This window comes from Pseudomonas sp. 382, from assembly GCF_002759075.1.
GTDB classification, from domain to species: Bacteria; Pseudomonadota; Gammaproteobacteria; order Pseudomonadales; family Pseudomonadaceae; genus Aquipseudomonas; species Aquipseudomonas vlassakiae.
The window spans coordinates 124787-138488 of the sequence record NZ_PEMX01000013.1 but is presented as its reverse complement, the minus strand read 5'-3'; the positions used below and the strand labels follow the sequence as shown (position 1 = coordinate 138488).

Genomic DNA, 13702 nt, shown 5'->3' with positions numbered 1-13702 from the left:
CGATTACATCGAGATGTTCTATAACCCAAAACGTCGACACAGCAGTGCTATGCAGCTGTCTCCAGTAGAGTATGAGAAACGCTATTTCCTGAGCTTGGAGAGTGTCTAGGAAACCAGGGGCGATTCAGATCGCCAATAACCAGGAGATCACATTCCCGGACTATCTAGCTCGGTTTGCTCCGTTCAGCAATGAGTCCAAGCTCAAGACTTGGTTGATCAAACAAGGTTTTGAGGTCGTTTCAATACCTAAAAACACCGTATTTTCAGAGCTCTACAGCATCATGGAACGGGCGTATGCCAATTCCCTGTCTCATGGTAAAACGCCTTTGCTGATTGAGCATGATGCTATTCAGGTCTCCGTGCTCAGTAGCGAATTTGAAAAGGGCGAAAAATCTATTTTCGTGACAGCAGATCGGCGGCTAAAAAATGTGTTGGTTAACACAAAATATCATGATTCTGCTGAACTCATGATTAGCCACGTCGGCTTGATACAGTTTATTGAAGTAATGCTTGGAGGGATTCAGCAAGGCGTCGGTCTCGCGCAGCTGATATGGAGCTCCAAAGTTTCGGAGCGGGCGCATGCTGTGCGATCTTATTTCACGTCCAAAGCGTTGCAGCAATACGACGCAAGCATGTTAATGACGATGCCCGAAATCATCGATAAATTTGCTGACTTCGCGCATGCTGAGTTGGATAAGGCTGGCGAGAACTTAGACATTGACGATCCGACTAAGCGGGTCAAGGCCTTTAAGGCTCTGGGTATACTCGAAAAGCGATATTTTGAGAGTATGAAAGCCGCGATGAAAAATGTGGATCAAGCTGAATGAAACCCCTTTGTAATCGGCCTGAATGACCGCCATTGGCAGATTGTTGCCCTTCGTGAAGGGCAGCTTCGGGTCGGGAGGTGCCCTCTAGGTAGGGCAATCGGTGGCAGCAGCAGGGCGGTACTGACCCATATCAATATCCACGCCGCAAAGGCGTCAGTAAGCGCTTCGGCTGCCACGGTAGTGGCGTGAGCCAGCGAGTCCGCCCCAACGGCACTCCCAAGGCCAGATAACGTTCGCTTATCAGACCTAATATGAGTGGGTTCCAGTCGCCCAAGAAGTTGCGCGCGTGTTCGCCAGCGCGACTTGGGCTAAAGTCGAGCGTCAAGATCGACGTAGTGCTGTAGGACCAGACGTAGGCCCGATGGGCTTTCTTTTCGCCCGGCGCAAGCATTTGCACGGGCGTTTCATCAGCTTGAATCACGCTCTGCTTCAGCACAGGTTCACTCAGCGCATCGACCAGCGGCCGGAATTGCACGTCAGTTTGCCCAACCCACTGGGCTATGGTCGAGAAAGCGATTGCCAGCTCGATGCGGCCAAAAATTTTCTCCTACCGGTACAGCGGCAAGTGATCGGCAAACTTGGCCACCATTACGTGGACCAGCAAGCCTGGAGTCGGGATACTTGCGTCGGGTCTTTGCTACAGGCTGGAAGTGTCCGTCAGGGGCCAAAACAGCAGGCACAAAAAAACCACCCAGGAGGTGGCTTTTATGTGCTTTCGCATATCCCAAGGCGAAATCAGCTACCGTGCTGACTCCTAACCAAGTGGTGTATGAAGAGATCGTAGATGATTTCGATTCATCCAACAAGGCCTAAATCCTAGGAGAGGAGACGCCATGGGCGCTAGCCTCGCCCTACGCCTCTTCGCCAAGAAGTCGTGCTGTTAAAACCGCGGCCTGGAGATCAAGATGGCTCGAGGCAAATGACTTCATTAGGAGCGAGCGGGGAAGGGCCCAATCCCATTTCTCTCGGATCATGTTTTCTACGCTCTCCAAGATGGGCTCTACATTTGAAATATCCATTTGACCGACCACGCGCAACGCTCGCAACGTATCCTCTTCACTGAATGCAACTTCCAGGAAGAGCCCTGTGTTTTCACAGTGAATGCCCACATGCCGGAGCAGCAAGGCCAGCGCATCGTTGGTGTAGTCCCCTCGCCAGGTCGCCACGTAGCTGACACTGGCGGAGCCAACAATTGCCGTGCTACCCAATCCGAGGGCACGGAAGTTACTCCGAGCCTCCTCCAGAAGGACTTGAGCGTGCTTGTCCAGGAAAGGACAGGGGGTGGTTTCCATCAGCACGTTTCGCATTTCAAGCCTGACGCGATCATCCACCTGCGCACCTAGCCCATCAAACTGAGGGGGCTCGCCGCCCCGCGCCGGCGTGACTACGATCATCTTCGCTTCCAGGTCGACACTCTGAACCTGCCAACGTCTGCCGCCGAAAATGATGCGTTGCCCCTTGGTCAGGGGTTTGCTGACGGGCAGCGAGCCAAGTGGCTTGCCATCCCTGAGTAAACGAAACTCTTCATCGCTCGTGAATGCAGTGTAGAACTCATAATGGTTGATCAATCGCTCCCCGAGTTCGCCTGGCAGCAGAAGTCCTGAGCTGTCCTGGACGATCAGCTCTTTCTCACCCATACCTTTCAGCAAAGACAGAAAATCAGGCTTGGTGACGCTCGCAAAACTGCCGCTTGCTATGAGATTTCCCCATAATTGCGCTGCCGAGGCACCGCCGAGCTGAGCAATTGACGACAAGCACTGCTGCACCAGTGTCGAGGCGTGCAAGCCTCCCGACCGAGGTGGTTCAAACCATCCACCGATCAGCAAGCGGATCATAGCGACCGTTTGGACAAGGCCCTCACGCAACTGATCGGAGAGATCAGACTGATCCGTTAAGGGGCGCTCTCGGCAGTACGCCCTGAGCATTGCAGGCTCACCGGGTCGACGACCCGAGCGGCCAAGCCGTTGCCTGAGACTTGCCACAGAGGGTGGGGAACCGATCTGTGCGACCGTCCGGATGTTACCGATGTCGATACCCAGCTCCAAGGTAGTAGTGCATACGGCAGAAGCAGGAGGATCTCCCGCCTTCAACGCGCGCTCGGCATCCTGGCGCAGTTCCTTGGACAAGCTACCGTGGTGCGGCCAGAACTCGTTTGGCACGCCATCGTTATCGCACAGTGAGCGCAGTCGGTCGGCAAACCATTCAACCTCTTGGCGCCTGTTGGGGAAGATCAGGTTGTTGTGCCCTCTCAGCACCTTGTACAGATGGCCTGCAATTGCCACCTTGGTGCCAGAGGTCTCCTCCTGTTCGTCGCCTTCATCTGTTGACGATTTCCCAGGGTATTCCGCCACCACCTGTTGCATCGGCTGTTCAAGGTAGCCGCGGACTTGCACCTGGAGTTCTTGGTTAGAGGATTTCGACTCAATGATGGTGATGTCATCCGGGCGAACCGGCCTCAGAAACTTCCGGGCCAGCGACATCTCCCCAAGCGTCGCGGAAAGTCCTACGCGAGGCAGCGCCCTGCCTACGACGATCTCAACCCGTTCCATGAGCGATTGCAGTTGCTTACCGCGCTCACTGCCAATGAAGGCATGAAGCTCATCGATGACGATGTAGCGCAGGTTCTGAAAAGCCCCGGGCAAACTTGAGCCCCTGTTTACGAAGAGGGCTTCGAGGGACTCCGGCGTGATCAGCAAGATGCCCTCAGGCGATTTCAGGAACCGTTGTTTCTTGCTTGCTGCCACATCACCATGCCAGGCAACGACGGGGAGCTCTAGCCGCTCGCACAGCCGGCTGAGCCTGTCCCATTGGTCATTGATCAGTGCCTTGAGTGGGCTGATATATAGCACTGCGCCGGCGGGCTCGCGGTCGTTGAGCAGGTTGGTCAGGATAGGGAGGAATGCGGCCTCCGTTTTGCCTGCTGCGGTAGACGCTGCAATGATCACATCGCGATCAGCGCCCACCAACGCTGGTACCGCCCACTCTTGGGCATCACGTAACGACGTCCACCCCTGTGACCAGACCCATTGCTGAACCTCGGGATGAAGACGCTCAAACGAAGAAGAGTCAGAGCTTGAAGCTGGCGAGCTCATCGTCGGCCTCAACTTCAAGATCCTGTTGGCCAGCCTCATCCTTGGCCAGTTCCACCGCGCCCAGCAAGGTGCGCCAGTCCGCTGTAGGGTTCTGCTCGATGACCGCGAGCAGGTTGATGAAAGCGGTAATGGTCGTGCGCGGCGTCCGGAAATAGGCCTCGCCCAAGCGCTGGTTGCAGTGCGCCATAAACGCTGGGATGGCTTCGTCCGGCAGCAAGAACTTCTCAGCTTCGCCGAAGGCATAGACATTGCGCAGCTTCTGCAGCAGCACGTAGAAGTCTTCAGGGGTCAGGCTGCTGAGCCGAATGACAGGCCCAGAAAGGTCAACCAGTCCAGACTTCGCAAAGCTGTTTTCTGCGAGACGCGATTGCAGGGCAGGGTAGCTGTAGAGCCCCCGACGCGTGTCCATCAGAAACTCTGGCGTGCCGCCCAGCACAAAGCCCAGGCCTTCAGCCGAGCCCTGCAACGAATCATTGAGGATCCGAAGAATCTGTTCGTAGTTGGCATTCCGGGCCTGAGTGTTCGCCAGTTTGTACAGGTTGACTAACTCATCCAGGCACACCATCAGTCCGCCGAAGCCAGCCAGACGCACGAACCGCGACAGCAATTTCAATTGATCGTAAACGGAGGCATCGTCGACGATCGTGCGGACGCCTAGCGCAGCGCGGGCATCGGTCTTGGTGGAAAATTCCCCGCGCAGCCAGCGGATGGCATCAGCCTTAAGCTGTTCATTGCCTTCCTCGAAACCGCGGCAATAGGCAGCAATGACGTCGGCAAAGTCATAACCGTTGACCATTTCGGTGAGCTCCGCCAGGTACTCACGAATGACGACCTCGCTCTCAACACCTTTAGCCTTGGCTTCCGTTTTAGCCTGGGAAATGAATTTCTCAACGATACCCTGGAGCGCGCCGCCATCGGGTTTGGTGCGCGTGGCCATGTTCTTGGCCAGTTCGGAGTAAAGGGATCGCGCCTGACCACCCGAAGCATGAAGACGACGGTCCGGATTCAAATCAGCGTGCATGGTGACGAGCTTGCGCTCCATTGCGATGCCGCGAACCAGGTTGAGGAAGAAGGTTTTACCCGCGCCATACTCGCCAACGACGACGCGGAATGCGGAGCCGCCATCTGCGAGACGATCCACATCCTTGAGCAGCGAGTCGAGTTCACCCGCCCGACCTACCTGGATCAGGTGCTGCCCTACACGGGGCACAACACCCGCACGCAGCGATTGAATGACCGCGTCGCGATCCTTGGCTCGTATCTTACTCATAGGGCTAATTCATCCAGAATTTCGGGGTTGATTTCGATGGGATCATCGCCTTCAGTCACGGGCATGTCGAACAGCTCAAATGCTGTGTCGTTGATCCGTTCCAGGGCGCCATCCAGCATCAATTCCATATCACTGGCTGCGTCTTCCAGCTCAGCGCGGCTCCATTCAGTCCGAGAAACCAACAGGCGGAGGAAGGCAGAATGCTCGACGTCCAAACCATGAACGGTAGCAAGCTGTTCGGCGCTACTGCCCTCCTGATCTTGAAGCGTTTCTGGTGCCGAGGCGCCAGATGTTTCGGGGGGAGACTCTTCATTGAAGACGCTGGCCAGAAGCGCCGACACCTCTGCCGTTTCTTGTTGCAGACGAGCGACCTTGCTCATGTCCAGTGCGAAGCCTGAACCCATGCCTTCTGACGCCTCCGTCGCAGTCGCCGGCGCGACAGTCGAAGGCATTGCCTCCATGACCTGGGAAGGGCGAACGGCTGCACTATGGAGATCGCTGTAGACGAACTGCGGATCGAGAGCGAGCGATTTGTACACGCGCTCAAGCAGCTTCACTTCCTGCGGCGTCACCTCGCCATCCGCATGTGCCAGGTGGGCCAGGAAGCTGGCAATTTTCCGTTTGGCCTCGAGGGTCAAGGGCTCAAGCTTCTTCTTGAGGCTTGCCAGCGTGGGCGGTTGCTTCAGCTGAATTTGGAGGTGCGCTTTCAGGCGTTTGCGATGCGCGATGCAGAGGTGATCCCACGAGTCAATGTGGCCTGAGAGCAGACTTACTTCTTCAAGCGAGGTGTCACCGTCTGCTGCAGCGACTGCACTGGCCAGGTCTAACGTCACTGCTGCGGCGCTGTAGGCATCGGTAGAGCGAAGCGTGCCTTCGTCAGAGTCCGCCGCGAACAGCGCGATGGTGTCTTCAGACTTGGGGGTGCGGCTGCCAGACAGGACGTCGGGTTCCAATCCGATCCGCTTGCTCTCCAACGCCCGGGCAAGGGCGATCACTTTGTCACGGGAAAGCGCGCCGGCCGATTTGAATCGACCTGCCAGCTCTCCGAAACTCATGCAGATGGTTTCGCCCCCGACGCGTTGCTCCAACTGTTCGAGCTCTGCTTTTGCCTCAATAGGCCAGAGTTCGGTTGGCAACTGCAGGATGGCTTCCAGGCTATCTCCGGCGTCTGGATTACGCCCTAGGTACCGACTGAAAGCGTCGAGTACGGAGGTGCAGTCCTCGACAATGACCTGCAGCTTGTTACGCGTTCCTGAGGTCGCCGCGACATCAGGAAGGTCACCTACGGCTACTGCCGGAATATTCAATCCGGCAGTAGCGGGTCGATAGGCGACCTTCAGCTTGGTCTTGTTCTGAGGCAGCACAATGCCGCTGGGATAGCGCTTCGCGAATTCGTGTTTGAAGAGCGCTGCGAATTGCTCGGGACACCGCGTCACAGGTGTGCGCCTGGAGATGTTGGGCTCTGCAAGCGCCCAGGCCAATGCCCAGCTCGAATTAAGCGGATACTTGTCCACGGCCATCTGTCCCAGCGCAACGCGCAGGGACATAGGTAGCTCATACCCATCTGCGGGGCTGGCGCCGGGCTCGCTTAGGTAGCTCTGAGGCTGAACAGCGCCCGCGTCGATATGGGCGAGGAAACGGGTAGCGTAACCGCGGAAAGAATTGTTATCGCCGTAAAGACCAAGTAAACGCTCGACCTCGGCCTTGATGGCCGGGATTTCTGCCTTGGCCTGAGGGTCGGTCGGTGCATCGATCAGCGCACGGCGTTCAAGCCCATAGAAAAACAGGAACACGTAACCCGCATCAGCAGGCTGGCGACGACCTCCTGCCAACCATTGCAGGTACGCTCGCCGCGCCTCGGGCGTGATGCTCCGGTAGCTTGGCCAGTACGGCATCTGTCGCTCGGTGAGGTTCATCGGTGAGCGCGCGACACGGAGCGTGGCGTCGATCAGGGACGGTTCAGTTTGGCCAAATTGAGTCGCCCGCTCGGTGATGTAAAGCAGTCCGCCGGGGATGGCCAACCCAGCCACGTTAACGGACTCATTTTCAGCCAGCCAACGAACCCCCGCGGGCTTGGCACTTGGCTTTGGAATGGCGTAACTCTGACTGTCGCTGGAGGAGCCGACCTGGACAGTATGGAAGTCTGGTTCGCGGGTACTGGTGCTGAACTGGACAGTGACACTGGGGGACGTTGCGTGTCGAGACACCGCAGCGATCTCGACAGAAAAGTCATCTTCAGGAACGTAAGGCTTTGCCCGGGTGGCACGTCTGACGGCCCATATCAATACGCCTATGCCCAAGACGACCCCAATGGCAATCCACACCTGTTTAGGGATCTGTGCCAAGAGGGCAATAACAAATAACAGGGCGTACAGAGCGATCGACCCGCCGCCGCTCCCTTTGCGCTTCCGTGGCATATGAGTGTTCCGTACATTTGGTAATGGCCAAATGACATTCTCACGGATTTTTTAAGGCCCGCCAAGTGGAACAGACGAAGGGAGAGCTTGGACGAAATAAACACTGGCAGCGCTGCGATAACTCAGTCGTTCAGCGCCAGAGCAACCAGATCGGGCAGTATTTTCTCAGCGGGGCCAATCAGCATGATCTCTTTCGGCCCATTCATGGATACATCTAGGGTATTGACGTGTATCACCACTGCACCAGACGCCAACGCCATTTCTGGTAAGTCAGCAGCGGGCCGGACCACGCCGGAAGTCCCGATAGAAAGCATGACATTACACTGTCGTGCTGTTCGACTGGCGGTTTTCCATGCGCCTGGCGGAAGATCCTCACCAAACCACACCACAGCTGGACGTAAGCGACCGTTGCACCGTCGGCAGCGGGGCGGTTCTATCAATGCGCCTTCCGCTGGAAAGCTCGGAAATTCAAGCGATCCCGCGACAGAGCGATGACAGCTGAAACACTTGGGAAGCGTCAGGCTGCCATGGAGATGAAGCACGTCCTGATTGCCCGCCCGCTCGTGCAGATCATCAACATTCTGAGTAACCACAGTGACACTCCGACCGCTGCCAGATAACCGGTGGATCGCCTGATGTGCCGCATTGGGCAGAGCTTGCATGACCTGCTGGCGACGCCATAGGTACCAGCCCCAAACCAGCGCCGGGTTTTCGCGAAATGCCTTCGCGGTTTCTAACCGTTGAGGGTCTTGGCGCTCCCACAACCCGGTTAGTCGGTCACGAAAAGTCGGAATGCCGCTGCCGGCAGAAACGCCAGCGCCGGTAAACACCATGATATGTTGCGCATCCCGCAATGCGTCTGCGGCTTTTGCTAGGGTGTCCATGAGTACTCATCTTCCTAACGTGGGGCAGGGAAGGCTGCCAGGAGAGCGGCCGCGGGTGGCATCGGATCAGTGAACAACCAATTCGGGGGCCTCGCGCCGAAAAAACATGTGTGGACGCTTCACCGTTCAACGACGGTGTGCGTTCCTACATCAAAAGTGCGCGTACAACTGCGGTTCGTCAGCAGACTTAGGTTGAGGGGCCGCGCTGGTGATTCGCGCTTTCAGGTTTCGCGCTGAGTACAACGCGTGTGACCGTTTCCGCAGGCGTAAATCGAGGTCACCTAATTTGTAGGTGGCCACCGCAGTCTCGTAAATCACTGCGCTTTGCGAGGACTCAAGCCCACGGTGAATCACAATCTTACGAAGCTCTTCCAGACTCCAGTGCGGACGTCCGGTGATGGAAGGAGGGCATAGCATTTGTACCTGCGCGATCTCGACGCCCGTTGCCTGGGACAGGAAGACGTTGAGTTCGTAGGCATCTTCAACCACAGCTGCTCGCTCGCTCTCACCGTTGAAAAGCGGCCGCAAGGTTACCCAAAAGCACATCCCTTCAATTTCACAATAGGAACCCGTACGGACAGTACGGGTGTGAGATTCGGACAAATAGATCAAAACGGGCTCCACTGAGCGCTGCATACCCCTAGGCGACCAGTCACCAGGGCTGGAAAACTCAAATTATCCCACAATGAACACTATAGATTGTAGCCCTATCGTGTTCGATAGCGCTTCATCATTCCTTTTATGAGGAATGATGATGGAAATCCGTGAATCCCTGGGTGAGGCACTGCGGCGCATGCGCATTTCGCACGATCTGACCCAGGAAGATTTCGCCGTAGTCAGTAGTCGAACCTACGTAAGCTCCCTCGAACGAGGACTCAAGTCGCCGACCATCCAAAAAATTGAAGAGCTGGCCGGCCGCATGGGTGTCCACCCACTCAGCCTCATCGTATCTGCGTATCTTATCCAAGACCCGGAGGTGAGCTTCGACGGGCTGATCAAACAGGTGAAAAAAGAGGCGCTCAAGCCTTGACCGTCGATTCAGCGCCCAAAATGAGCGCTATAGTGTTCATGTCGTCCTGGATCGACTACCATCGCTGCTCACTGAAACCCGCTTCGGGGAGCAGCGTAGCTATGCGTAGATCATTCCATGGCTAAGGTGGCCCCTTCTACATCCAAAATGCCTATGGCCACCGCCGCTGCTCCCCGTTTTTCAATTGGCCTGTACAGGACACCGTGTCGAGAATCGTGGAAGATTCCTGACTAGCACTGCCGAAGACTGCCGGCCGGAAGCCTGAATGGAGGAGGGCGTCGCTAAATAAAGCGGTTTTGTCTCTTGGGTATAGCGAGCGAGGCGCGGCGATGGGCCTAGCTACGAGCAGCGCTAACCATGCAAGGCCCCATCTATCTCGTACTGTGCGGCTTGAACCACCGCGTCGGGGTCGGACGATATGATGTCCTTCGGCAGCTTACCGCCCAAATACGAATTGGATGATTCGAACCATAACGCCATGCCCCAGCCATTCAGCCTGGTGGCCAGCACAGCGATGACGCGCTGTATTCCCCGGGCCGCAATGGCCAAGGCGCATGCATCGATGGCAAAACGTGGAAAGTACTCCACGCCCTCGTAGTTGATAGAGAAGATTGCACCGTCTAAATACCGGCCAGGAGCGCCGGCGCTGAGTTGCTCTGCTAACTCCGGCAGCAGCGCATTTAGCTCAGGCCAGGTCAGCCAATCTCCGCTGGCCATGACTCTGGATTGTGCCTTGGACTGGAAAATCGCCTCTCGACCGGCAACATTCCTCGCCTTTCGAATTTCGCTCATCTGCGAGACCCTCCTTAAGAATTAGGGGGTAGGGGATGCCAGCAGCCAGTTCTGAGCTGCCCGCTGAGAGATAGACCACCACTAATTCGGATCCACCGGCTGACTAATGGTCGACCAGTCAACGGCGGCCCGCGTCCTGGAAGTAGTCGTCCTGGGCGACCAAGCCCAAATCACCGCTCTCAGCCTTCGGCTCATCACTGAACAGCTGTTGAACACGTCGCTCTTGCTTCACGTACGCCAGGGTCTGGAAAAAGCAGTGCTCACAGAGGTGTACCTCGAATCGCTGGCCGTCGTGTTCGCTGCCATACCCCCAGTGGGCTTGTAGGGTTCCATACTGATAAATGCCCGCAGCCAGGCGCGTAGAATTCCCGCAGACGTCACACATGATATCGGTTATGCACTCAATCTCGACCAGCCCGGTAATTTTCACTGTGAATTCCTAGAAAATGGATTCGTGCCATGTTGGAGGGCAGGCTGGCGATCGGCGACCAAGTGATTCGAGTTCAACCGCGGTCACGCATGCCAATGCGCTTGACCGAATGTGCGCGCTCCTGATCATGCGAGTGATAATAGGTGTTCTGGGTCGTACTGAGGTTGCTGTGACGCAAGTCTTCCTGCAGGTCCTTAGGATTTCGCAGCGGCGCGTCAAAGGTGGCCGAGGTGTGACGTAGCCAGTGCGCAGACGCACAGCGCAGACTTTCCATCTCGTGGTTCGCGCGGCCTTCGCTGCGCATCTTCTCTACGGCTTTATCAAACACGGTTTGGAGGAGGGCGCGGATCTGTCGATCAGACAAACCGGCGCGGCCGTTGAGCGTCGTGATCAGAGGCGTAGTTTCTCCTGGATGAGGTAACTCGGGAAGTCCCAGGAATCGCCGATAACGTTTCAAATAGCGCTCTACGTAGATATCCCGCACGGCAATCTTCGCCGCCTTGTTGCCTTTACCCACCGCGAAGTACCACCAATTGCCTTCATCATCCAAGCGGAAGTCACCCATTGTGGGTTTCCAGTTTTTACGACCGGAGAGATCTGAAACCCGCAGGTACATGGCGAACAGCGTAGCAACAATAAATAATGTTCGCTCATGCCGCTCCGGTTCGGCGTTCGCCATTGCTTCAACGGTATCCAGCACAAAGTCCCACTGCAACGGCGTAAGTGCCCGCGAAGAAGTAACTCCCAGCGCTTCCGTGGAGAATCGATTGCCTTTTTTAAGGAGCCGAAAGGGGTTCGTCTGAGCAAAGCCATCTTCAACAAGAAACTCATAGAAGCGACTGCAGACCGTATACACCTGATTCAACGTGCCATTCGCAGCATGATACTCCGGGGTGCTGGGAGTTTCTGCAGCGATCACTTTGCGGGACTTGCTATTAAACGGATGCCATTTGGGGTTGGGGATGTAGGCCTCGCGGGCATCGAGCGCGTGCGGGTTACTGACGAACCGGCTGCGGGTCACCGGACCCATCCAGTCATCTGGCGGGTTTCGACAGAAGTTCAGATAGTCTTGGGCATCCTGGCGTTTGAGTTGATTCAGCGGTTTGCCTTGGACCAGCAGCGCCCACAGCAGTAAGCGCTCGGTATGACTGCGGTACGAGTTGAACGTCTGGGCGTTGTCGGAAAAGGCGCGCAGAAACGAACGTACCGCGGCGTAGCCGCGGTCAGCCTCCAGTGCGGCGTTACACTCGCCCAGAAAGGCGCCGACGCAGGCCAGCGGTGAGCCGTGCAAACTGAAGTCCTGCTCGATGAAGTTATCGTGGGTTTCGAACAAGGGTTGGGGTGCGCGCGCCATGAAGTACCAGCCAGAATTTTGAATACAATAGACTTCCAGTTATGACAGTAATCGGAAGTTTCAACCTTTTGCGAAGAAAAAGCGTCGAATGACTGATGGTAACGACAAGCCTAGCTAGGCGCAACATGAGAGTGCCGTGACTGGATCAATGACAGATGTCTTGCGCGCTCCTTCAGGTTCAGGCAAATGCGCTCATCAAGCGCTCTTAAATTTGGATACTTCCCTATACTCCCTAACTGATATAAAAGCTGCACAAACATCCTTAAAGCCATACTTGAACGCAGCAGCGGTGCTGGTGGAAAGTCGCCTCATTACTTCCAAGGCGTGGGAAAGTCGCCTTATTGATTCCAAAACCTGGGAAAGTCGCCTCAATCTGTTGCACGAGCGCGGGAGAGTCGCCTCAATCTTGCATTCTGAAGGGAGGATTTTTCGTCGATTCACGACGCTTACTCCGAAGAGTGGGAAAAACTCCTCATTAATTGCCAACGCTAAAAGGTTTAGGAATCGATGTCTGACTCAAAAAATTGGGCACTTTGGCTTCAGATGATGAGGCTGAGCAGCACAGATGTCGCTTTAATTCGCAGGGCATTGCCTTAATGGTCGATTTTATTCAATCAGATCAATGGGTTAAGCATGACTAATGATGAGTCGCCTCATTTAGCGATAGCCTCACCGGCTTTGGTTGTGGTTTGCCCTGGTCAATCGAGGCAAAGTCTGGTTTTCGGGGGCTGGTGACAGCACAGGCCGGGTAAGGTCATTATAAGATTTAACATAATATGCATTATGCGCACATTCGTATGCAGCAAGCGGGACGTGGGTCAGGCAGATTTCAAAACAAGACCAGGCTGTTTCCTGAGTCTGTGTTCGTACCTCGCTCGACACGCTATCTTCAGCGCCATGTCCAAACGGCACCCATCAAGACGATCCCACCATCAAGGACGCCAGATGCCTGACCATCCCTCTGCCGACAACATCATCGATCTCTATGACCGGCACGCCCACGCGTGGAATGAATTGCGCGGCGATCGCCTGACCGAACATAAATGGATCAAACGTTTCCATGCCTTGCTCACACCCTCTGCAACGGTACTTGATCTGGGCTGTGGCTCCGGTCAGCCCGTGGCGCGTTATCTGATCGGTGCCGGCCTGGCAGTAACTGGCGTGGATTCATCAGCGCAGATGCTTGCTCTATGTCGCAGCCGTTTCCCTGAGCATTCATGGATTCATGCAGACATGCGCACGCTGTCGCTCGATCTCCAGTTCGCCGGCATCCTCGCCTGGAACAGCTTTTTTCATCTCAAGCCCGATGATCAGCGCAGGATGTTTCCTGTGTTCCAGCGTCATGCGGCACCCGGTGCAGTTCTGATGTTCACCAGTGGTACCTCGCTGGGTGAAGCTTTGGGTCATTTCCAGGGCGAAACCTTGTATCACGCGAGCCTGGATCCTGAGGAATACACCGCACAACTGCGTGAACACGGCTTCGCCGTACTGGACCATATCGTCGAAGACCCTGAGTGTGGCGGCCAGACGGTATGGATTGCCCGCCGCTTCCGTTGACCGTTATGCACTTCTTTTATAACTACACTAAATAACCATTTAGTGTAGT

The 13702-nt window shown here is 55.8% G+C and carries 12 protein-coding genes and 1 pseudogene; 4 read left to right on the top strand and 9 right to left on the bottom strand.

The features are described 5' to 3' along the window. Window positions 1–109 (top strand): IS3 family transposase (locus CQW31_RS16865; protein WP_135192744.1); only part of this gene is annotated, 109 nt, incomplete at its 5' end. Beyond that, the gene (locus tag CQW31_RS16860; protein WP_009681864.1) at window positions 102–827 is read left to right on the top strand and encodes a hypothetical protein; all 726 of its coding nucleotides are present in this window, start codon (window positions 102–104) and stop codon (window positions 825–827) included. The genes CQW31_RS16865 and CQW31_RS16860, both read left to right, overlap by 8 nt. 259 nt (window positions 828–1086) lie before the next feature. Here the strand turns inward: CQW31_RS16860 and CQW31_RS16855 are convergent. From CQW31_RS16855 to CQW31_RS16830, 6 genes and pseudogenes are all read right to left on the bottom strand, one after another. After that, window positions 1087–1455: pseudogene (locus CQW31_RS16855) on the bottom strand (transposase); the annotation flags it as partial. Window positions 1456–1678: 223 nt separating this feature from the next. Further along, window positions 1679–3919 (bottom strand): DEAD/DEAH box helicase, encoded by a 2241-nt coding sequence (locus CQW31_RS16850; protein ID WP_033690117.1) that lies wholly within the window; start codon window positions 3917–3919, stop codon window positions 1679–1681. Then, a complete protein-coding gene (locus tag CQW31_RS16845) occupies window positions 3894–5189 on the bottom strand; it encodes an ATP-binding protein (protein ID WP_009681866.1) in 1296 nt (431 codons plus the stop codon). Before CQW31_RS16845 ends, CQW31_RS16850 begins: the two co-directional genes overlap by 26 nt. Next, window positions 5186–7606, bottom strand: coding sequence for a TerB N-terminal domain-containing protein (locus CQW31_RS16840; protein WP_009681867.1), 2421 nt, complete (start codon window positions 7604–7606; stop codon window positions 5186–5188). The genes CQW31_RS16845 and CQW31_RS16840 overlap by 4 nt, the downstream gene beginning before the upstream one ends. 122 nt (window positions 7607–7728) lie before the next feature. Beyond that, the gene (locus CQW31_RS16835) at window positions 7729–8490 is read right to left on the bottom strand and encodes an NAD-dependent deacylase (RefSeq protein ID WP_033690120.1); all 762 of its coding nucleotides are present in this window, start codon (window positions 8488–8490) and stop codon (window positions 7729–7731) included. A 150-nt stretch (window positions 8491–8640) separates the two neighbouring features. Next, window positions 8641–9102 (bottom strand): hypothetical protein, encoded by a 462-nt coding sequence (locus tag CQW31_RS16830; protein WP_172828431.1) that lies wholly within the window; start codon window positions 9100–9102, stop codon window positions 8641–8643. Between the two features lie 142 nt (window positions 9103–9244). On the opposite strand from CQW31_RS16830, the gene CQW31_RS16825 reads away from it, so the two are divergent. Continuing rightward, the gene (locus CQW31_RS16825; protein ID WP_016487079.1) at window positions 9245–9520 is read left to right on the top strand and encodes a helix-turn-helix domain-containing protein; all 276 of its coding nucleotides are present in this window, start codon (window positions 9245–9247) and stop codon (window positions 9518–9520) included. Window positions 9521–9871: 351 nt separating this feature from the next. On the opposite strand, the gene CQW31_RS16820 is transcribed toward CQW31_RS16825, so the two are convergent. The 3 genes from CQW31_RS16820 to CQW31_RS16810 all read right to left on the bottom strand — a co-directional run bounded on the left by CQW31_RS16820 (window position 9872) and on the right by CQW31_RS16810 (window position 12096). Next, complete coding sequence (locus CQW31_RS16820) at window positions 9872–10312, bottom strand: hypothetical protein (protein ID WP_009681872.1); 441 nt, start codon at window positions 10310–10312, stop codon at window positions 9872–9874. Window positions 10313–10430: 118 nt separating this feature from the next. Further along, on the bottom strand, window positions 10431–10742 hold the full coding sequence (locus tag CQW31_RS16815; RefSeq protein WP_009681873.1) for a hypothetical protein: 312 nt from the start codon (window positions 10740–10742) through the stop codon (window positions 10431–10433). 73 nt (window positions 10743–10815) lie between these two features. After that, complete coding sequence (locus CQW31_RS16810; RefSeq protein ID WP_047149825.1) at window positions 10816–12096, bottom strand: site-specific integrase; 1281 nt, start codon at window positions 12094–12096, stop codon at window positions 10816–10818. 945 nt (window positions 12097–13041) lie between these two features. Between CQW31_RS16810 and CQW31_RS16805 the strand changes: the two genes are divergently transcribed. After that, window positions 13042–13653: a class I SAM-dependent methyltransferase gene (locus tag CQW31_RS16805; RefSeq protein WP_099814965.1), complete on the top strand. Its 612-nt coding sequence runs from the start codon at window positions 13042–13044 to the stop codon at window positions 13651–13653. Window positions 13654–13702 lie beyond the last annotated feature (49 nt).

Coding starts and splice junctions, on each gene's coding strand:
- CQW31_RS16845 (WP_009681866.1), bottom strand. CDS start 5,189: ATGAGTAAGATACGAGCCAAGGATCGCGACGCGGTCATTCAATCGCTG.
- CQW31_RS16805 (WP_099814965.1), top strand. CDS start 13,042: ATGCCTGACCATCCCTCTGCCGACAACATCATCGATCTCTATGACCGG.
- CQW31_RS16810 (WP_047149825.1), bottom strand. CDS start 12,096: ATGGCGCGCGCACCCCAACCCTTGTTCGAAACCCACGATAACTTCATC.
- CQW31_RS16820 (WP_009681872.1), bottom strand. CDS start 10,312: ATGAGCGAAATTCGAAAGGCGAGGAATGTTGCCGGTCGAGAGGCGATT.
- CQW31_RS16850 (WP_033690117.1), bottom strand. CDS start 3,919: ATGAGCTCGCCAGCTTCAAGCTCTGACTCTTCTTCGTTTGAGCGTCTT.
- CQW31_RS16825 (WP_016487079.1), top strand. CDS start 9,245: ATGGAAATCCGTGAATCCCTGGGTGAGGCACTGCGGCGCATGCGCATT.
- CQW31_RS16840 (WP_009681867.1), bottom strand. CDS start 7,606: ATGCCACGGAAGCGCAAAGGGAGCGGCGGCGGGTCGATCGCTCTGTAC.
- CQW31_RS16835 (WP_033690120.1), bottom strand. CDS start 8,490: ATGGACACCCTAGCAAAAGCCGCAGACGCATTGCGGGATGCGCAACAT.